Source organism: Candidatus Flexifilum breve, from assembly GCF_016713355.1.
This window is the reverse complement of record NZ_JADJPI010000007.1, coordinates 1-20,199: the sequence shown is the minus strand read 5'-3', so window position 1 is coordinate 20,199 and position 20,199 is coordinate 1. Positions and strand designations below refer to the sequence as shown.

15 protein-coding genes are annotated in these 20,199 nt (G+C 61.8%); 11 read left to right on the top strand and 4 right to left on the bottom strand.

The window, feature by feature from the left end; genetic code table 11:
• Position 1: 1 nt before the first annotated feature.
• The 9 genes from IPK17_RS05525 to IPK17_RS05485 all read left to right on the top strand — a co-directional run bounded on the left by IPK17_RS05525 (position 2) and on the right by IPK17_RS05485 (position 14,870).
• Positions 2-1,258: an ATP-binding response regulator gene (locus IPK17_RS05525; protein ID WP_343416678.1), complete on the top strand. Its 1,257-nt coding sequence runs from the start codon at positions 2-4 to the stop codon at positions 1,256-1,258.
• Positions 1,259-1,260: 2 nt separating this feature from the next.
• Positions 1,261-2,421 (top strand): DMT family transporter, encoded by a 1,161-nt coding sequence (locus IPK17_RS05520; protein WP_343416677.1) that lies wholly within the window; start codon positions 1,261-1,263, stop codon positions 2,419-2,421.
• A 485-nt stretch (positions 2,422-2,906) separates the two neighbouring features.
• Entirely contained in the window at positions 2,907-3,833 is a 927-nt protein-coding gene (locus IPK17_RS05515) for a class I SAM-dependent methyltransferase (protein WP_343416676.1), read from the top strand.
• A gap of 49 nt (positions 3,834-3,882) precedes the next feature.
• Positions 3,883-6,003 carry a carbohydrate-binding protein gene (locus tag IPK17_RS05510; protein ID WP_343416675.1) on the top strand — a complete coding sequence of 707 codons (2,121 nt, stop codon included), beginning with the start codon at positions 3,883-3,885 and terminating at the stop codon, positions 6,001-6,003.
• Positions 6,004-6,005: 2 nt separating this feature from the next.
• Positions 6,006-8,486: a putative glycosyltransferase family protein gene (locus IPK17_RS05505; RefSeq protein WP_343416674.1), complete on the top strand. Its 2,481-nt coding sequence runs from the start codon at positions 6,006-6,008 to the stop codon at positions 8,484-8,486.
• Positions 8,487-8,953: 467 nt separating this feature from the next.
• Positions 8,954-10,054: a helix-hairpin-helix domain-containing protein gene (locus IPK17_RS05500; RefSeq protein ID WP_343416673.1), complete on the top strand. Its 1,101-nt coding sequence runs from the start codon at positions 8,954-8,956 to the stop codon at positions 10,052-10,054.
• Positions 10,055-10,534, top strand: a complete 480-nt coding sequence (locus IPK17_RS05495) for a DinB family protein (protein WP_343416672.1) — start codon at positions 10,055-10,057, stop codon at positions 10,532-10,534.
• A gap of 203 nt (positions 10,535-10,737) precedes the next feature.
• On the top strand, positions 10,738-11,295 hold the full coding sequence (locus tag IPK17_RS05490) for a hypothetical protein (protein ID WP_343416671.1): 558 nt from the start codon (positions 10,738-10,740) through the stop codon (positions 11,293-11,295).
• Between the two features lie 218 nt (positions 11,296-11,513).
• Positions 11,514-14,870: an Ig-like domain-containing protein gene (locus IPK17_RS05485; RefSeq protein ID WP_343416670.1), complete on the top strand. Its 3,357-nt coding sequence runs from the start codon at positions 11,514-11,516 to the stop codon at positions 14,868-14,870.
• 456 nt (positions 14,871-15,326) lie between these two features.
• Here IPK17_RS05485 and IPK17_RS05480 read toward each other — a convergent pair whose 3' ends face one another.
• Both IPK17_RS05480 and IPK17_RS05475 read right to left on the bottom strand, forming a co-directional pair.
• On the bottom strand, positions 15,327-16,163 hold the full coding sequence (locus tag IPK17_RS05480; protein WP_343417287.1) for a threonine ammonia-lyase: 837 nt from the start codon (positions 16,161-16,163) through the stop codon (positions 15,327-15,329).
• A 12-nt stretch (positions 16,164-16,175) separates the two neighbouring features.
• On the bottom strand, positions 16,176-16,298 hold the full coding sequence (locus IPK17_RS05475) for a hypothetical protein (RefSeq protein WP_343416669.1): 123 nt from the start codon (positions 16,296-16,298) through the stop codon (positions 16,176-16,178).
• A 31-nt stretch (positions 16,299-16,329) separates the two neighbouring features.
• Here IPK17_RS05475 and IPK17_RS05470 point away from each other — a divergent pair, with 31 nt between their 5' ends.
• Complete coding sequence (locus tag IPK17_RS05470) at positions 16,330-17,226, top strand: class I SAM-dependent methyltransferase (RefSeq protein WP_343416668.1); 897 nt, start codon at positions 16,330-16,332, stop codon at positions 17,224-17,226.
• 52 nt (positions 17,227-17,278) lie between these two features.
• On the opposite strand, the gene IPK17_RS05465 is transcribed toward IPK17_RS05470, so the two are convergent.
• Positions 17,279-17,857 (bottom strand): GNAT family N-acetyltransferase, encoded by a 579-nt coding sequence (locus tag IPK17_RS05465; RefSeq protein WP_343416667.1) that lies wholly within the window; start codon positions 17,855-17,857, stop codon positions 17,279-17,281.
• 91 nt (positions 17,858-17,948) lie between these two features.
• Here IPK17_RS05465 and IPK17_RS05460 point away from each other — a divergent pair, with 91 nt between their 5' ends.
• Positions 17,949-19,130 carry an acyltransferase family protein gene (locus IPK17_RS05460; protein ID WP_343416666.1) on the top strand — a complete coding sequence of 394 codons (1,182 nt, stop codon included), beginning with the start codon at positions 17,949-17,951 and terminating at the stop codon, positions 19,128-19,130.
• A gap of 222 nt (positions 19,131-19,352) precedes the next feature.
• Here the strand turns inward: IPK17_RS05460 and IPK17_RS05455 are convergent, their stop codons facing one another.
• Positions 19,353-19,703: a hypothetical protein gene (locus IPK17_RS05455; protein ID WP_343416665.1), complete on the bottom strand. Its 351-nt coding sequence runs from the start codon at positions 19,701-19,703 to the stop codon at positions 19,353-19,355.
• Positions 19,704-20,199 lie beyond the last annotated feature (496 nt).

Below are 20,199 nucleotides of genomic sequence, written 5' to 3'. Positions count from 1 at the left end.
CATGACCAAATCGATTTTGTATATCGAAGATGATCCCGCCAGCCGCGCGCTGGTCGAGCGCACGCTGCGCTTCGGCGGCTATAACGTCGCCGTGGCGGCGTGCGGTCTCGAAGGCATTGATATGGCGCGGCACGAGACCTTCGATCTGATCCTGACCGACATCAACCTGCCGGACATGAACGGGCGCGAGATCACGACCGCGCTGCGGCGCGATCATCGCTTCACGCACACGCCCATCGTCGCGCTGACGGCGCAGACGCTCAAAGATCAGCGCGAGTTGACGTTCGCCGCCGGGATCACGGGCTACATCACCAAGCCCATCGATATCGATCAGCTTTTGCAGCAGGTGGCCTACTACCTTGAAGGTGGGCAGGACAAAATCGATCAGGGGCTGCTGTCGGCGGCCCAAGCCCGCTACACGCAGGAAGTCGTCGCGCGGCTGGAAACACGCGTGCGCGACCTCGAAGCGATCAACCAGTCGCTGCGCCGCCTCGACAAGATGAAAGACACGTTCATTCAGCTCACCGCGCACGAACTGCGCACGCCGCTCACGCTGGTCTACGGCTACAGCCGCCTGCTGGAAGAGAACGCGGACGTCAAATCCATCGCCAACTTCGACCCGAGCATGCGCATGCTGCTGGACGGCCTGACCGGATCGATTGAACGAATGCAGGGGATCATCAACGAAATTTTGACGATCAGCCGCATCATGACCAACAACATCGACCTGACGCTCGGCCCGACCGACCTCGGCAGCATCATTCTGCGCGTGCTCCACAGCTACGGACAGGTGATTCAAGAGCGCCAGCTCAACATCGTGTTCAACCGGGCGGAATTTTCCGAGCGCATCACCGCCGACTGGGAACTGATGGAGCTGACGATGCGCAACCTCATCAGCAACGCCATCAAGTTCACGCCGGATGGCGGCACGATCACGCTGCACGGGCAGTCCGATGGTGAGCACATCCGCCTGAGCGTGCGCGATACGGGCATCGGCGTGGCGCCCGCTGACCAGAAGACGATTTTCGAGCGCTTCCACACCACGACCGATCTCTCGCTGCATTCGACCAGCAAAACGGCGTTTCGCGGCGGCGGCATCGGCTTAGGGCTGGCGATCTGTAAGGGCATCGTCGAAGCGCACGGGGGGCAGATCTCCATGCAGAGCCGGGGTTACGACCCGGACCGTCTGCCGGGGAGTGAGTTCATCGTCGTGCTGCCGATTGTGGCGCACGTGGCCCGGAAGTCGCGAGAGCCGTAATCATGCGTCTGGTCCGCCCCTCGGAGCACGCCCAAGCGGTCGCCGCCGCCCTGCTCACACCTGTGTTCCTCGGCGTCGCGCCGATCTTCGGTAAATTGGCGATTCGCGCGGGCGCCGATCCGTTTTCTGTAGCAGCCTGGCGAACGCTCGTGGCGGTGGTGCTGCTGTGGTTGTTCTACAGCATCGCGTTCCGCAAGTACATCTTCATTTACCCGGCGGGCTTGCTCGGGTGCATCATCATCGGCGTGATCAACGGCATCGGTTCGCTCTTCTTCTACGGTGGCCTCGGCCTGCTCGACGCCTCGATGACGCAGCTCCTCAACGGCATGTACATCGTGTTCGCGGTGATTCTGTCGCATCTCGGTGGGGAAAAACTCAGCCGCAGTCTCGCGATTCGCCTCGGCCTGTCGATCATCGCGCTCGTCATGCTGACGGGCTTCGGCAACCAACCGCTGGATTGGCTGGGCGTCGGCATGATGCTCGGCAGCGCGCTCATGTTCGCCGGGACGATGATGTTCAGCCAGTATCTGCTCTACGAAATTCCGCCGCCGACGGCGACGCTCTACATCCTCTCGACAATGGGCGTGGTCGTGTTGATGGCGTGGGCGGCGGTCGGCACGCCGCTGTCCTTCGATGTCTTTGAGGCGGCGCTCCCGCCGATTGTTGTGCTCGGCATCACGACCGCGCTCTCGCGCCTGGCGATGTTTTCGAGCATTCGCGTGTTCGGCAGCCTGCGCACGGTGATCATCGCCATCGGCGAAATCGGCGTGGCGCTGACGCTGGCCTATCTCGTGCTGGGCGACCGCCTGTCGCCGGTGCAGGTGGCGGGCGTGGCCTTGCTCGGCGTGAGCATGCTGCTCATCCGCTCCACCGATATGGCTCCGCGCGGCATCAACCCCAACGCGCTGCTCGTGCACGACATGGCGAACATTCAGTTTCAGCGTATCGCCTTCCACAAAGCCTTCGGCAAGGCGCACCATGACAACGAGTTCGGCGTGATGGGCGCGCTGACGACGATGGAAATGCAGGCGATCCAGAAGATGATGGGGGCGAGCAACCGCCCGGTGAATCCGCTGCCCATTCCGCGTGACCTGTACAGCGACGAGCCGACCCGCCCGCGCAATCCCTTCAAAGACCAGAACGGGAACGGCGATTCGCGCTGACAGGCGTAGTTTTTTCATCCTTCCCAACGGAATACAGGTTTCCTGCGCCAAAAACCGCGTAGGGACGAGGCATGCCTCGTCCCTACACAGACGCACTATCTGTCTCCCTCCCCGAATTCGGGGAGGGGCCGGGGGTAGGGTCGGATACACAGGGCAGTCACGCAAAATCATCGCCACTCGGCTGTTTTATCCCTAACTGACGTCAAAAAGCATCGTTTGGCAAACAGGGGGGACAGCCGTGTTGGCAAAGAAGGACGAGGCATGCCTCGTCCCTACAATGAAAACCTACCTCTGCTAGACCCCGCCCCTACAGGAATACATTGGGCATCCGAATTTCGCTAACTTGCGCCAATGTCAAGAAACTCTAGCATTTTCCGGCTAGGAAGGAAGTTTGTCTTATGTTAAAGCGCGGTTGTCTACCGTTATAATCCCTTGTATACTGTCCGAGTTTTGCACGACAAAATCGAGATAAGGCGAGTCAGCAGATGGCGGAGTCCACGGAAAACCAGTCCCCACGCGTGCGCGCAGAGGTCGAAAAGAAACACATCCCCTGCAACTTGTGTGGAGGAACCGATCTCGTTCCGTATTGCCCCGAAAACGAACGTGGTCTGGTTGAATGCCAGAACTGCGGCCTCGTGTTCGTCAGCCCGCGCCCGGACGCCCACGAACTCTACGCTTTGTACGGCGAAACCTACTTTCAGAACAGCGACTCCGGCACGGTCGGCTACACCAATTATGTCCGCGATGAAGCCAACATCCGCAAGACCTTTCGGCGGCGCCTGAGCCGTCTGGAACGGTTTGTCAGCCGCAAGGGCAAGCTGCTGGATGTCGGCTGTGCGGCGGGCTTTTTCCTCGCGGAAGCGCAGGCGCGCGGTTGGCAGGTTGAAGGGCTGGACGTTTCCAGTTTCGCCGTCAACTACACGCGCGACCGCTTCGGTTTCCCGGCGTCGCACGGCAGCTTCACCGAGCTCGATTTTGAGCGCGGCAGCTACGCGATGGTGTCGCTGTGGGATGTGATCGAGCATGTGCCGGATCCCAAAGCCTACATTCAGCGCGCGGCGGAACTGCTGCAATCCGGCGGCACGATTGCGCTGGCGACGCCGGATGTCGACAGCATTCCCGCGCACATCACGGGGAAGCGCTGGGTTGGCTACAAGCTGTCGGAAGAACACCTTTACTATTTCTCGCCCAAGACGCTGGGGCGCATGCTGACCGAGGCCGGATTTGAAGTGGTCGATGTCTACCACGTTGGCAAGTACGTCACGCTGCGGTTGTTCCTCGACCGTCTGGGCATGTATCTGCCGCCGCTGGCGAAACCGCTGCAGTCGCTGGAACGCGCTTTCCGGTTATCGGAATGGTCACTTTACGTCAACCCGTTCGATATCATCGCCATCACCGCCCGCAAACGTTGAAGCGCTTCGTCCCCGATCTCGCCGCGTTCGCGGTCTATTTCGGGGTGGCGTGTGTCATCACTTTCCGCTCATCACGCAGCTTGACGCGCGGCTAATCGGGCATCCCTTCGGGGATGCGACCGAGTACGCCGCGCATGTCTGGTGGATCAAGCATGCGCTGCAAACGGGGCAGAATCCGTTCTTCCAGCCGCTGCTGTTGTATCCGCAGGGGTTGTCGGCGGCGTGGCTGTGGAGCGCGCCGCTGCAAAGCTTCCCCGCGTGGCTGTTCGCCTTTGTCATGTCAGTTCCTGCTGCCTTCAACCTGTCCGCGCTGCTCACGCTGGCGCTCAACGGCTGGTCGATGTTCCGGTTGGCACGCTTCCTCCTGAGTCAACCTCACCCCCTAGCCCCCTCTCCGGGGGGAAAAGGGGAAGTCGTCGTAGGGACGAGGCATGAGCGTGCTGCAAAAGGTCAGATTCCGACCCCACCCCCGGCTCAGGGAGGTGAGACCGATCCCCCCCTCTCCCCAATTGCGTGGGAGAGAGGAGCAAAGGGTGAGGGGGGCTCAGTCCTCAGTCCTCAGCCCTCAGTCCTGCTTCCAGCCTTCCTCGCTGGCCTGACCTTCATGCTCTACCCGACCTTTCAGGGCCAGTTGGCCGCCGCGCACACGGGGCTGCTTGTGCTGTGGGGCGTGCCGCTGCTCCTGCTGGCGCTGCTGCGCCTGCGCGACGGGCGGCGCTTCATCGGGATCGGCGCGGCGCTGTTCGCCGTGTCGCTGTGGGGCAATCTGCTGCTGCTGTTTTACCTGCTCGCGCCGATTCTCGGCGTGTACGCGCTGATGCTCCTGCGCCTGCGCGACTGGTCGCTGCTGGGGCGCACCCTGCTCACGCTGATCCTCGGCGGGCTGCTGGCACTGCCGTTTCTGCTGCCCACCCTGCGTGAAGCGACGGGCGGCACGTCTGAACCGGGCGCGGTGCGCTACAGCGCGGCGCTGCTCGGCATCGTGTCGCCGTCCTTCAATCATCCGCTGTTCAGCGGGTTGGAGTATCCGCGCCGCGTGCTCGGCATTGACCCGTTTGAGGGCGCGGCCTACCTCGGCGTGATTACAGCGGCGTTGGCTGCTGTTGCGCTGATCAAGCGGCGAGAATCCCGCTGGTGGCTGATCGTCGCGCTGAGCGCGTGGGTGCTGTCGCTCGGGTCGCTGCTCAAACTCGACGACGCGCCGCTCACCGTGCTCATTGGCGGCTACGCCACAGCCATCCCGCTGCCCGCCGCGCTGCTGCCCTACATCCCCGTGCTGAATATCGCGCGGACGCCGGGACGCTTCAATTTCGCGGTCGGCTTTGCGGCGGCGATCCTCGCGGGCTATGGCGCGGCGACCGTCGGGCGCTGGCTCAAGCCGCTCCGACTGCGCGTGGTCGTCGTGCTCGGCCTCACCGTGTTGATCGCCTTTGAATACCAGTTCTTCTGGCCGCTGCCCACCACCGACGCCGTGATCCCCGACGCGATCCGGAGTTTGGCGGGGCGTGCTGACGTACGCGCCGTGTTCGACGTGCCGTTTCAGCATCCGCTGGTCGATAAAGAAGGGCTGTATCTGCAAACCGGGCATCAGCAGGCATTGATCGGTGGGCATATCACGCGGCAGACGCCGCTCGACCCGGCAGCGGGTTGGCTGCTGCAAACCTTCGACCCGGCGCTGCTCGACGCGGCGGGGGCGGATCTTGTCATTTTGCACCGCGAGTGGGATGATGCAGAATTAGAGGCGGCCGTCTATGCGCGTCTCGGCGTGCCGCTGTACGAAGACGCACGTTTCGCCGTGTTCGCGGTCGCGCCCTTTACCGGGGCTGCGCCCGGTTTCACGTGGATCAGCCGCGTGGACGCCGAGGTGACCGACACGGCGGCGGTCTATCTGTACGCGCCCACGCCCGGCACGGTCACGCTGACCGGACGCATCAGCGCGGACGGACGCGGCGCGCGCTTGCTGCTGGATGGCGCGCCGCTGGTCACGTGGACGGTGACGGGGGAACAGGGCTGGAATGTGCCCATCGACCTCACGGAGGCCGGGTATCACACGCTGACCCTAGCCGTCGATCCGGCGTGCCCGCCGCCCAACGCTGAGGCGCTGGTGTGCCGCCCGCTGCACGTCGAACAACTTGAACTGCGCAACTATCGCCCACTCAGGCAGTCATGAGCATGAGCCGAAAATTTCCCGTCACCCTGATCGCGTTGCTCGTCTATCTGGTCCTCGCCATCCTCGTCACCTACCCGCTGATCCTCAACCTGTCGACGGCGCTGGTCGGCTATGTGCATGGCGACGCCTACGAGATGACGCATCACATCTGGTGGATCAAGTACGCGCTGCAAACGGGGCAAAACCCGTTCTTCGCGGCGAATCTCGCCTACCCGGACGGCATCAACGGCGTGACGCTGTGGTCGCACCCGCTCCAGTTCTTCCCGGCGTGGCTGCTGGCGTTCGTTCTGCCGCTTCCCGTCGCTGCCAACGTGACCATTCTGCTCACGGTCGCGCTCAACGGCACGAGCATGTTCTGGTTGGTGAAGTACCTGACTGCCAAGCAAAAGACATTAACCACAGAGAACACAGAGCGTGAAACACAAACTCCCCCTCGCCCCCTGGAGAGGGGGTTGGGGGGTGAGGTTATCTCGGCCTTCATTGCTGGCTTGATCTTCATGCTCTACCCGACGATGCAGGGACATCTCGGCGCGGGGCACGCGGGCTTGATGGTGCAGTGGGGCGTGCCGATTCTGATCTACGCGCTCTACCGCCTGCGCGATGGCTGGCGCTATGTGTCCCTCGCGGCGGTCGCCATCGAATTGAGCGTGAGCGGGCACATCCTCCAGTTGATCTATGTGGTGCTGCCGCTGATGGGGGTGTACGCGCTATGGCTGCTCCTCCGGCGCGAATTCGCGTCCCTGCTGCGGCTGATCGCGGCTGGCGTGATCGGTGGGGCATTCGCGCTGATCTTCGCGCTGCCGAGCGCGACGGCGGCGGTCGGCACGGCAGCCTACGAAGAGACGGGCGACACCGTGCGCTACAGCGCCGATCTGCTGGCGCTGGTGACGCCGTCCTTCAATCATCCGCTGTTTGGACGTTTGCCGTACACGCATACCGTGCTCGGCATCAACCTCGATGAAGGCGCGCTGTACCTCGGCGTGATCGCTGGGCTGCTGGCGCTCGTCGCGCTGATCCGCGTGCCGAAAGCGCGGGTGTGGGGCTGGATCGGACTGCTGGCATGGATATTGTCGCTCGGCGTGCTGCTCAAAATCTTCGACCAGCCCTTCAGCCTGAGCGCAGACGCCTATCGCAGTTACATCCCGATGCCGTTCGCGCTGGTCGCCGACCTGCCGATCTTCAATCTGGCGCGCACGCCGGGGCGCTTCGGCTTTTTGTTGGCGGCGGCGGTCGCCATCCTCGCGGGCTACGGTGTGACCGTGCTCTGGGGGTGGCTGCGCCGTCCTGCCTTCCGCGTAGTCGTCGCACTGATCGTCGGCGCGGTCATCGTGTTCGAATATCAGACGTTCTTCCCGCTGCCGACGACCACCGCCGCGGTGCCCGTCGGGGTCGCGGCGCTGGCCGACCGCGCCGACGTGCGGGCGATCTTCAGCGCGCCGTGGAACAATCTCGTCGCTGCCAAGACCGATCTCTACTGGCAAACGGCCCATCAGCACGCGCTGATCGCCGGGCAGGTCACGCGGCAGACGCCCGTTAACCCGGCCAAGCTGAATCTGCTGGAAACGTTCGATCCGGCGCTGCTGCAGGACGCGGGCGCGGATGTGGTGCTCGTCCACCGTGACTTTGACGATGGCTCACTGGAAGCGGCGGCGCGGGCGCAGCTCGGCGCTCCGTTCTATGAAGATGAGCGCGTTGCCCTGTTCAATACCCCGGACGCCGACCACCCGGAAACGCTGACGTTCACACTCCCGCCGGAAGGCGAAATCAGCAACACAGCGGACATCTACTTGCATGCGCCGGAACGCGGCTGTCCCGGCTGCACCTTCCACGAAGTCGACTGGATAGTACTCACGGCGACGCTGACTGGAGAAGCGCGCACCGTGACTCTGCTGCTCGATGATGTCCCCGTGCATCGCTGGCAGGTGGACGGCGCAGCGCCGATCCGCGTGCCGCTGCCCGTGTTCGGCTACAGCACCGTGCGCTTCGCGCTTGATCCCGCCTGCCCGATCAACACCGACCCCGCGCTCGAATGTCACACCGTTGCCTTGAGCGATCCAGCGGTCGAATTCGTCGATGCGCCGCCGATTCTCGAAATTCCATCCGATCACCGCTTTGACCGGGGCGTGGCGCTCAGCAACTGGCATGTCCCGGCGACGATTACGAGCGGGGAACCGCTGCCCGTGTGGCTGGAATGGACGCTCACACAGGCGCGGGGCGAAAACGACATCCGCTACGTGCACGTGCTCGACGCGAACGGGACGCTGGTCGGCCAGCAGGACAACACGCTCGGCGTCCAGCTCGCCCGCTCGGCGTGGGCGGAGGAAGTGACGATCAATTTCGCGACTCCGCTGCCAGAGGGGGAGTATCACGTGTTCGTCGGCTGGTATACCTACCCGGAGATCGCACCATTCTGCGTGCTCAATGAAGCAGGCGTATGTGCGGGCAACGAGGTCGAGATCGGCACATTCCAAGTCGGGGGGTGAGGTGATGAAGGCGGTGCGTCCGACATGTCCGACCCCACCCCCAGCCCCTCCCCGAATTCGGAGAGGGGAGCCAGCCATGTTTCCCAGACCGAAACCGTTTTCGTAGTGACGCGATTTAGAGGGTGTCTAAATGCCCCTCATTCTCGCCCCTTCTCCCACGCAAGCGGGGAGAAGGGGGAGTCAAGTCCCCTCTCCCCGTTTACGTGGGAGAGGGACGGCTTGCGCAGCAAGCAGGGTGAGGGGTGTCGTGAAAGTCCTTTTTTTAGACACCCTCTTTACCGCGTCCGCTGCTTCCAAATGGACTTCGTGCTGCCGCAGAGTCTGTCCCTACAAAAACCACCCTTTGCATAGACTCACTCGGTGCGAGGTGGGGTCGAATATACTGAAAACTGTAAACTGTGAACTTTCTGCTCACCATGTCATAATAACGATCTGCTGAGATTACGCTTCTTGTGAAGGGACTGAGGATGGAAGGACAGAATTCAGGTCGCACGCTGCTCGCTGCCGCCCTGCTGACCGCCGCGCTGCTCGTCGCCGCCAATCGCGCTGTCGAGGCCGCGCCCTTTGCGGATTGGTGGCTGCCGATCCTGCTGTTCGTTTTGGCGATCGGCTTGCTTTTGCTGAATCGTTTCGGCTGGCGTCTGGGCGCAGCCGCTCCGGCATTTGATGTCGAACCGGAGACGACCGAGCTCGCGCCGCTGCCCGTTGGCGGCACACGCACCTACCGCGTGAGCGACTTCCCCGCCGCCGATAATTCGGCTGTGGTTGCCCCGCCCGCCGCGCCCGTCAACACCATGTTCATCCGTCCCGAACGCGCCGCCGATGCCGACGAAGCACCGAGCGCCGCCCATCCCGTTCCCAGCACGCAGGCAGCCGCGCCCGCCGCCGTCGAAGTCGATTTGACGCCCGAAAACGCGGTGATCGATCCCCATGCGGGTGAGGACAAGCCGAGTCAGGGGATGCCGTTGGAAAAAGCGACCGAACCAGGCGCGCCCGCGCCCACGCCGGGCTTCACCGCGCGCACCGAGCACAGCCCCGCCGAAGCCGCCGCCACGCAGGAAAAACCCGCGGCGCCGCCGGAAGCGCAGGGTGAAACCGCGCAGCCGCATGACGACCCCGTGAAAGAATCAGTGGTGGAGAAGACCGCCGCGCCGCAGCAAGCCTACGAAACGGCGACTATGGGCACGCTCACCCCCGAAGAAGTCGACAAAGTCGTGAACGACCAGCCGTCGGAGACCGCCGCCAAAGCGACCACGCTTGCCTCGGAAGAACTCACTATCGCCGTGACCGATCCCGAAGCCGCCGTGGGCAGCGCCGACGATCTCGAAATCATCGACGGCATCGGCCCGAAGATCGCCGGGGCGCTGCGCGCCGCCGGCATCGATTCGTTCAAGAAGCTGGCGAACGCCACCGAAGAGCAGCTCCGGCAGATCCTCACTGGAGCGCAGGTGCGCTATCCCGGTACGACGCTGCCGTTCTGGGCGCAGCAGGCCGCCTATGCTGCGCGTCAGGATTGGGAAGGCTTCAAGAAGTACAACGCCGACCGTAAAGCCGGGGGAGACGACTAGATGACGTTTCCACTTGCGCGCGGTCTGCTCTCGATTCAGCAGACCCCGGCTATTTTGCAGGCGCTCCTGCGGGATGTCGATGAGACGCGCGCCCGGCAAGCCCGTGACGGTGCTGGTTGGAACGTGATCGAGATCCTGTGCCACCTGAACGATGTCGAGATTGTGCTCGGCGACCGCATGAAGATCAGCAGCGCGGATAACCCGCCCGCTTTTCCGCCGCTCGACCCGGACGCGCTGGCCGCGCAGAACCGCTACAGCGAGCAAGCGCTCGCGCCGACGCTGGCGCAGTGGCTGGAACGCCGCCGCGAACTGATCGGCTACATCAAGGGGCTGACCGCCGATGATACCGACGCCCGCTGCGGCATCCATTCGTCGCTCGGTCGAATCACCGTCAGCGAACAGGTAGGGCTGCTGGGTTTGCACGATGTCAACCACATCGAACAGATCACCCGCGCGCTCGGGCTGGCGGATCGGTTCTAGGCATCGGTAAAGTAATTTTCTCTCCAACATTTCGTTGAGCCTCACCCCGTTTCGCGCCGCTCAACCGCCCCTCTCCCCAGGGAGAGGGGCAAAGAACCGTCAGGTTCTTGGGGTGAGGTAAGCGCAACGTCCACCTCGCGCAACTTTTGCTGACAGCCTCCGTATATGTATGCAGAACGTTAGATTCAGGGGGCTAACTCATCATGACGACCAGATCCAACAATCTCGGCGCGTATATTCTCATCGGCTTAGGTGTCCTGTTCCTCGCGGGGCAGATTTTTGACTTTGATATCGGGCGGATCTTCGACATTTCGTGGCCGCTGTTCGTGGTCATCCCCGGCGTGATCTTCCTGATCATCGCCTTCACGGGCGACCGCCGCGCGGCGGGTTTTATCATCCCCGGCGCGATTGTCACGGGCACAGGCGCGATTCTGTGGTTCCAGGACACATTTGATCGCTATGAGACGTGGGCGTACGTGTGGACGCTCTACCCGGTGTTCGTCGGCGCGGCGACCATGTACCTCGGCACGCGGCTCGACAACGCCCAGCAGATCAAGACGGGGCGCAACCTGCTGCAGTTCGGTCTGATCGCGTTTGTGGTAGCTGCGGCTTTCTTCGAACTGCTGATCTTCAACAGCAACGCCTCGATTGGTCGCTGGCTCGTGCCCGGCCTGCTGATCCTCGCGGGCGGCTATATGCTGTTCTTCCGGCGTCCGTCCACCACCAGCGATCTCTTCAGCGAGAAGGACAAGCGCGGGTAAGCGCGTCCGCGCACCCATGGCTAACCAGTCCCCTCTTCGGCTGTAGAAGAGGGGGCAACTGCTGCATTCCCCGCGCACCGCGCCTCACATAAGTCAGCGCATATCTTTCTCGTATTCTTCTGTCAGCCTATATAACGATTTGTTGCATCCTTCACGAATCCCGCATACCATAGAGCAGGAATTAATGGATTTGCTTGCATAAGACGCGGGGGCGCATTTTGAGGCTCACAAGATATTTTCTGTTTCTGCTCATCATCCTACTCCCCGTAAGCCTGGGCGTGATGCAGGGTTTTCCTGCGCCGCGCCTCGAAATCACCGGGGTGAACGCGAGTCAACTGCCGACGGTGACGGTTTCGGCCAACGTATTTGATAACGTGAACCAGCCGATCACCAATCTCACTGCCGCCAACTTCAGCTTGATCGGCGACCTCGCTCCCTTCGGACAGATCGTCGATGTGCAGAACATCACCGATCAGAACCTGCCGATTGCGACCGTGCTGGTAATCGATGTCAGCACAAGTATGGAAGGCGCGCCGTTCTTCGCCGCTAAAGATGCGGCCCGCGCGTTCGTGCAGAGCATCGGCGCGAACGACCCGGTGGCGATTCTCACCTTCGGTACGGGCACACGCTTGGTTCAGGATTACACGACTGACAAAAATCTGCTGCTCAGCGCCATCGATAACCTGCCGCTCGGCGGGCAGACCGCGCTGTATCAAGCGGCCTATGATGGCGTCCAGTTGGCCGCCAATTCGCCTGTGCCGCGGCGCGCGGTCGTGCTCCTCAGCGACGGCGCAGAGTACGGCGGTCACAGCAATGTTGGGCGCGGCGCGGCGCTCGAAGAAGCGATCACGCGCGGCGTCCCGGTCTACACCATCGGCCTCGGCTATGGTACGGATCGCACCTACTTGCAGGAACTTTCGGCGGGGACGAACGCGCGCAACTACGAATCGCCCACGCCCGATCAACTGCTGGCAATTTACAGCGAACTGGCGACGATTTTGCGCAGCCAGTACGTGATTACGCTCAACCTCGACCTGCCCGCCGATGGCACGGAATACACGCTCGGTTTGCAGGTGAGCACGGACGGCGGCGTTTCGGTCGCCAACGCGACGCTGCGCGCGCCCATCCCTGTGCCGATCATCGACCTGACGCTGCCGGATGCCCCGATCACCGAACCGACGACGATCACCGCTGACGTGCGCGCCGATGACGACATCGAAGGCGTCAATTTCGCAGTGGCCGATACGGAAATTGGGTCGCTGCTCGACGCGGAACCCTTCACTTTCACGATTGATCCGGTCGCGTTCCCACCCGGCGATTATACGCTGGCCGTGAGCGCGCTCGACGCGACGGGCGACATCGGCACATCGGGCGGTACGTTCAGCATTGCCGCGCTGCCGCCGGAACTGACTTTCACGCCGGATCTCGCCGCGCTCGGTACGCTGACCGAACCCGTCACCGTCACGGTTGAGGGCGGCGGCCAGACCCAGGTCACAGGCGTCTCGGTGCAGTTTGACGGCGACGCGCCGGTTGAACTCGACGCCCCGTACACCTTCATCATCGACCCGGCGCAGTTCACCCCCGGCGAACACACCATCGCCGTGACCGCGCTCAACGAAGGCGGCCAATCGGGCACTGCCAGCGGCGCGTTCACCGCTGCCGCGCTCCCACCCGCCATCGTGATCAGCGGCTTGCAGGATGGCCAAACGGTGGATCGTCCGGTGGACATCAGCGTCACCGTTGCCGGGCAGGTGCCCGTTAGCGATGTGACAGTGACGGTCGGCGGAGAAGAACTCGAACCGAACGCTGACAATAGCTATACCATCGACCCGATGACGCTCCCGCCGGGCGGCACGACGATCACCGTCAGCGCCACGCTCGAAAACGGGCAGAGCGGCACGACCAGCCTCAACTTCCTGACCGCTGCGCTCCCGCCGCAGATCTTCATCAGCGGCTTGACCCCCGGCGAAACGCTGGATGCCAGCCGCGAGATCGAAATCAATGCCAACAGCCAGACCACGGTCGTGCATGTCGCCGTGCTGCTGGATGACGCCGAAGTCGGGCACTTCACCGCGCTGCCGATCCCGGTGACGCTGGATGTGCTGGCGCTCGGTGCCGGTGAGCACAACCTCCGCATCATCGCCGACAACGCCAGCGGCCAGAGCTCGACGCTCGATGTACCGTTCAGCGTGTCCGAAGCGCCGATTGCGACCGCGACACAGGTCGCGAACGCCTCGGCCACCGCTATGCAGGCGACGCAGGTCGTGCAGGCGACCGCCGCCGCTGTCCAAGCGACTGAGTTCGCCAATGCGACGGCGACCCAGGCACAGGCCACCAGTGACGCGATTTCGACGGTGAGCGCGCAGTCGACGCTGGCCGTGAACGCCACCGCGACACAGGTTGCGGGGCAAACCGCGACCGTCGAAGCCAACGCAACAGCCACGGAAGTCGCCGTGCTGGCGGTTACCCAGCAGTTCGTCGATCAGCAGGCGTCGACGCAAGCCGCCGCTGATCAGGCCGCGACCAACATTGCGCGCAGCACGCTCGATGCCGCCGCCACCGAATTCGCACAGGCTACGTCGACCCAAGTCGCCGCCGTGACACGCGGCGCGCAGGTCACCGCCACAGCAGAAGCGGGCGCCACCGGCACGGCTGCTGCTGCCGCAACGCAAGCCGCTAATCTCAATGCCACCGAGCTCGCCGCGCTGACGGCGACCGCGGCGCTAACGGCCACTGAACAAGCGAACGCCGCCGCCACCCAAGCGGCCATTGAGCAGGCCACGCAGGAGGCGAACGCCAGCGCGACCGCCGCCGCCGTGGCGCTGACCGCGACAGTCGAGGCGAATGCGAGCGCAACGCAGGCCGTCAACCTGACAGCGACCGCACAGAACACGGTTGATGCCCGCGAAACCGCCCGGGCGGAGATCGGCGCGACAAGTCAGGTGGAAACGCGCAGCGCGCTCGAAACCCGCGCCGCGCAGACGCGCCTTGAAGTCCAGCAGACGCAGGACGCCCGCGCTACTCGTGACGCCGCGACGCAGGCCGCGCAAACCGAAGAAGCGAACGCGAAGGCGACGCAAGCCGCGGTAGAAACGCAAGCTGCCGCGCAGACCTCGACCCAGACCGCCGCTGAGACGCAGAGCGCCGTAGAAGTGCAGACCCAAGAAGTGCAAGCCGCGCAGACCGAAGAGACGTTAGTGGCGCAGGCGAGCACGGTCACCGCAGAGACGGGCGCGACGGGCACGGAAGCCGCCGCGCAAACCGCCACCGCCGACAGCGCCAATGTCGCCGCACAGACGGCTGCCGCGCAAAGCACGGCGACTGAAGACGCGCAGGCAACCGCGACCGCGCAAGCGAATGCGACCATTGAAATCCGCTTGAGCGCGGTTGGCCCGACGCCGACGCCCGTTGATGGTGGCGCGCAGTCCGCGTCCAGCCCGACGCCCGCGCCGACGCTCGTGCCGCAGCAGACCGAAACCGCGCCGTTCAGCGGCGACATCATCCCGATCCTGATCATCGCGCTCGTGCTGATCATCCTGCTGATCGTGATTGTGCTGGTTTTGCGGCGGCGGTAAGGTTCACCGGAGTTTCCACCTGCTCGACTTAACGAGCGGGTTTGGCACACGGGCGCACACATGTGCGCCCGTGTGATTCCTGCGGTACTTGTGTAGGGACACTTCATTGCGTCCGCTGCGTCCGACCCACCCCCGGCCCCTAACAGGGTAGGTTTTTATGCTTCCCCATCGAATACGGTTTTCTTCGCTGAGAACCTGTAGGGACGAGGCATGCCTCGTCCGGTTTTTCCTTTGGATTAGGCAATAGATCGTTTGTCTGTGAAAGCAAAAGAGGTGGTTTAACGGATAGGGTGGTTGTGTGAGCACAGGAGGACGAGGCATGCCTCGTCCCTACAATTAAAAACCTACCCCTGAGAGCCCCCCGGCCCCTCAACTGAATTCAGGGAGGGGAGACAACATTGCTCGCCACGTCTCCCCCTCGCCTCTTTTTGGAGAGTGTGCTGGGGTGAGGTTGCCCTACCCGATCACCTGCCGTACAACCTCTAAATCGACATTGCCACCGCTGATGACGACCGCGGTCTTTTTGTCGCGCGGGATCGTCCCGGCGAGCACCGCCGCCAACCCGACCGCGCCCCCGCCTTCGACCAACCAGCCCGCTTCGGCGATCAGCCAGCGCATGGCGGCGGCGATCTCGGCTTCGCTCACCAGCACAATGCGATCCACCAGTGCGCGCGTGACCGGCACGGTGATCGACCCCGCTTCGATGTCGCCGGGGAGCGCGTCGGCCAAGGTGTCATAGGCGACGGGCAGCGCCGCGCCGTAGAACAGGTTGTACATGTCCGGCGACACCGCCGCGTTCACGCCGATCACCTCGACGTTCGGGCGCAGTCCTTTCACTGCGGTCGCGATGCCGGAGATCAGCCCGCCGCCGCCCACCGGGACGAGCACACGCTCGACCTCGGGCAGCGCGGCGACAATTTCCAACCCGACCGTACCATTGCCCGCGGCCACCCGCAGGTCATTGTAAGGCGAGACGTAGGTCAGGCCGTCCGCGCGTTCCTGCCGCCGCGCTTCGATCTCGGTCGCGCCGTACTCTTCGCCGTGTAGTACGACTTCCGCGCCATAACGCTTAACCCCGGCGATCTTCTTTTTGGGCGCGTGCAGCGGCATGAGCACGCGGGCGCGCGTCCCGGTCAGGTGGGCGGCGTAGGCGATGCCCTGCGCGTGATTGCCCGATGACGCGGTGATCACTCCGGCGGCGCGCTCCGCCTCACTGAGCGCCAGCAGCGCGTTAAGCGCCCCGCGCACCTTGAACGAGTGCGTTCGGTTGGCGTTTTCCAGCTTCAACCACAGGTTATCCCCGACCTATTCGAGCGGTGTGGGCAGCAGGTGCGGGCGCAGGCGCGCCGCCGCCGCTTCAACTTCGCCTAAATTCAGCATTTCCGTTTCCTTAAGTAGTGTGTTGCGAACGAGATGGAGTATAATCATAAGAGTGAACCACGATACCCTCTGGACTCATATGACTTCCAATTCCGACTCCGACGCACTGAATCATCAGTACGCGAACGACATATTCCTGAAAACCCGGCAGGATATTCATCATCAGTATAGTGTGCCAAAGGTGGATTTTCCCGCTTGGGTGATCACGCGCATTCATTGGCGTGGAGATGAAGTCGTGCTGGATGTGGGCTCGGGTTCCGGGACATACTTCAATGCGCTCAGGGCACAACGGCCGAACATCACCTACTACGGGCTGGATCGCTCCGCGGGCATGCTGGCGACGCACAATGCCTCGCAGCGCCTGCTGACGGGCGACGCGCAGCACCTGCCGTTCGCCGATGCCACCTTCGACGTGGTCATGGCAAATCACATGCTTTACCATGTGCCGGATATCGACATGGCGATTCGCGAGATGAAACGCGTGCTCAAACCGGGCGGCGTGCTCATCACCGCGACCAACAGCGTACAGACTATGCGCGAATTCCTCGCGCTGCTCAATCGCGGCATGCTGCTGCTCAGCACGCCCGGCAACATTCACCGCCGCCCCATGCAGCCCGATTCGCTGCGTTTTTCGCTGGAAAATGGCGTGCGCTTGCTCGCCAAGCACTTTTATGCGGTGGTGCGTCACGACCTCCCCGGCGAGCTGATCTTCCCGCAGGTCGAGCCGGTCATGGCGTACATGGAAAGCCTGCGTTCGCTGCGCGAACCGCAGCTCCCGCGCGGTGTCTTCTGGGATGACCTGATGCTGATTGTGCGCGAGCAGATCAGCCGCGCGATCAGTCACGCGGGCGAGCTGAAGGTCGAAAAGCTGAGCGGCGTGCTGATCGCCAGCAACAGCGGCGGCTTCATTCACGATTTTGTGACGCTGAAAGACGCGGAAACCCTCGACGGCAAGGGCACCGCCCCGCTCAACTAGGCGCGGTAGGCAGGGATCTTATCAGCGGGCAGCCACATTCGGTCTGCCCGTTTTATTTGGGTGACCGTGCCTCCCACTCCTCGCGCAAGATCCCGTAGCCGAGCGCGTCGAAGTATTCCCCGCGCACGATCCGCGCCTGGCGGAAGCGGCCTTCGAGTTGGTAGCCGAGTTTGGTCGCCAGTTTCATCATGCCCGGGTTGCCCGACCACGTCTGCAAGTCCAGCCGCACGATCTGCGGGAAGGCCGCAAACAGGTAGCCCGTCCACAGGCTGAGCGCCTCTGCTCCATAGCCTTGCCCCCACAACGCCGGGTCGTAGATCGAGATGCCCGCCGCTAACCAGTTCGTTTCCTCGCTGATCCAGTAGCGCGACACCTGCCCGATCAACTGATTCGACTCTTTGAGTGCGATGATTAGGTTCTGGCGCGGCGTCGAGAAGTTGCCGCTTTCGATGCGCGTTTTGATGCGCTCGACGATGCCCGAGATGTCGTCCGCTTTGGGGCCGGGGTAGTACGGGCCGTCGAGCTCCTGCCACCGGTGACCGGGCTGCTGCCAGTGGGCGAATGCTTCCAGATCCGTCAGTATCCAGTCGCGCAACCGGACGCGTTCGCCGCTCAAAATGATGCTTTCCACAGAGGCTGCTCGCTTTCCATAGGATAAATGTCTTCTCAGTCTTACCCGACTGCGGGTGCTGTTCAGCCATGTTCTGTGCTATTATGCCGGAATGCATGTATCTCTCAAGGCTTCAAACGCCCGGTATATCCCGGGTTTAAACACGCTGCGGGTCTACGCAGCCCTATCCGTCGTCGTCGGACATGTCCACGAATTCATCCCCGGCTGGTTCCTGATCGATGTGAATACGGGAATTCTGCGCAATCTGACCTTGACCGGGGGCGGAGCGGTGCTGCTGTTCTATGTGCTCTCCGGCTTTCTGCTCACCTCGATTCTGCTCTCCGACAAACAGCGGCAGCCGATTAAGCCCCTGCGCTTTTATGAACGCCGCCTGCGTCGCCTGGTGCCTGCTTATTATCTGGTGCTGGCCGTCACAGCGGGGGTGAGCATCGCCACCGCGCCCGACTATGGGATCGTGTTTGGTCGCCAGTTCAACGCGCTTCAGTACCCGGCGACGGCGCTGTTCGCCGCTTTCATTCCGCTGGCGTTGAACAGTGTCTCTGGCATGATCAGCCATTTCTGGAGTCTGAGCGTGGAAGTCATCTTCTACGGGCTGCTCCCGTGGGTGGTGCGCGCGCGCTTCGTCCCGCTGACCTTCGGGTTGGTGATTGGCCTGCGCCTGCTGCTCCTCGCGCTGACTCCGGTCGAGAGCCCGCTGCATCAGATTGTGCTCTATCTCAAGGTGGATGCGCTCGCGCTGGGCGGGTTGGCCGCGTGTTTATGGCACTATCGCCGCGCGGCGGTCGAACGCACGCTGACCACGCGGCCCGCGCGGATCGGCTTGCTGGTGGTGCTCGGCCTGCTGATCGTCGCCGAAGTTCCCGCGCATGTCGTGTGGATGGATTATGCGATGACGCTCGTCTTCGCGTGGTTGATCCTGAACATCAGCGCCGGGCATTTCGTGATCGAAAACCGCTTCGTGCGCTGGTTGGGCAACCTGACATACGGGATCTATTTGTGGCACATGCTGGCGCTGTTCATCGTCGGGGCGTCCGGGATGGCCGGGGTGCGCGTCTACCCCGCGGTCTTCGGGATCGCGCTGGCGCTGGCCTATGTGACCTACCAGTTGATCGAACGCCCCATCCTCGGGGAACGCCGACCACAAGCCGCGCCGCCTCGACGCACGCTGCCTCGGGAGATGGAGGGGGGTAAAGCGCTCGCTGACATAGCAAACGTCAAACTCCATGTTTGCAGATTAACGAAGAATGTAACAGTTAAGATAAATATACCTTAAAAATTGATTTCTACTTCTTTATTAAGTGATCCTCCGGCAACGCTATACGGTAGTGATAGTAGTGAAAACGCACAGTGAAATGTTCTAAATATGGACTTTTCAATTGCGAACGTCTGAATATCTCAGTTTTTTTATGCGATGATAGAGTTCGGTCTGTGGACACTGTAAAAGTAGCGCTTAGATTCAATTACTAAATCAGGAAATCCCTGATTTAGTGCATCTTCACTTGGAAGAATACCTCGCAAAAAACTGAAAACGCTCATCTTTGTTTTGCGGAATGGCTTCCCATATACCGCTATCAAGTTTCTCACTTCGTACCCTTTTTTCTTCTATTACCTCTTTGCTATTCTTTTCTGCTTGAACATCATCTGCTATCTCAACCTCACAGAACAGTATATTTGGTAGTTTTCTGTGTTTTCCAGCGGTCGAATTAAAACGAGCATCATAGTCTTGCTCAAGATCACAATCTTGGGTGACAATAATTGCATGTGGTATAGGTTCCCTAACAGCTTTATAGGGTTGTTGCGAGTTTTCGTCTACCAATTTCAAGCGTACTAGAGAAATTCCAGACAAAATCTCTCCCTGCCGCAATGCTCCTTCCACTGGCGATTTTTGGTAGATTAGACTAGGTGAAATAACGAGGTTCCGTCCTTCCAGCGATGTCTGATCTGACCCGGTTGATTCACCTAGTTATTCTCCAGTTTTCCCACAGTCTTAATAGGCTGTACTCTCATCATCGATCTAATTTCGATTTCCTCAATTTGAGGAATTGGCGTAGGTGTATGAGTTGAAGCTATATAATGGACATTCAGTAGATGTCTCCCATCGCAGTGGTTAGCTCAATCAGAGCTTCGTCTGAGAAAGACAATAGCGAAAGGGGGCGTAAAGATACTTAATTGCCTTGCTACGTGTCAGTCTCTTATGGGTTAGGTTGTCTCTTACGTAGAGGAGAACTTGTTGAATGACTTCATTCGGTATTGGATAAAGAGTCTGATTGTCGAAGTACGTTATTTCTTTACCGCTCCCGTTATTCAATAAAAGAGAACGAAGATCATCTGCTTGTGTCTGA

Excerpts from the sequence above, each read along its gene's own strand:
- IPK17_RS05470 (WP_343416668.1), top strand. The coding sequence starts at position 16,330 with ATGACTTCCAATTCCGACTCCGACGCACTGAATCATCAGTACGCGAAC.
- IPK17_RS05505 (WP_343416674.1), top strand. The coding sequence starts at position 6,006 with ATGAGCCGAAAATTTCCCGTCACCCTGATCGCGTTGCTCGTCTATCTG.
- IPK17_RS05490 (WP_343416671.1), top strand. The coding sequence starts at position 10,738 with ATGACGACCAGATCCAACAATCTCGGCGCGTATATTCTCATCGGCTTA.
- IPK17_RS05475 (WP_343416669.1), bottom strand. The coding sequence starts at position 16,298 with ATGATTATACTCCATCTCGTTCGCAACACACTACTTAAGGAAACGGAA.
- IPK17_RS05515 (WP_343416676.1), top strand. The coding sequence starts at position 2,907 with ATGGCGGAGTCCACGGAAAACCAGTCCCCACGCGTGCGCGCAGAGGTC.
- IPK17_RS05500 (WP_343416673.1), top strand. The coding sequence starts at position 8,954 with ATGGAAGGACAGAATTCAGGTCGCACGCTGCTCGCTGCCGCCCTGCTG.
- IPK17_RS05460 (WP_343416666.1), top strand. The coding sequence starts at position 17,949 with ATGCATGTATCTCTCAAGGCTTCAAACGCCCGGTATATCCCGGGTTTA.
- IPK17_RS05525 (WP_343416678.1), top strand. The coding sequence starts at position 2 with ATGACCAAATCGATTTTGTATATCGAAGATGATCCCGCCAGCCGCGCG.
- IPK17_RS05495 (WP_343416672.1), top strand. The coding sequence starts at position 10,055 with ATGACGTTTCCACTTGCGCGCGGTCTGCTCTCGATTCAGCAGACCCCG.
- IPK17_RS05520 (WP_343416677.1), top strand. The coding sequence starts at position 1,261 with ATGCGTCTGGTCCGCCCCTCGGAGCACGCCCAAGCGGTCGCCGCCGCC.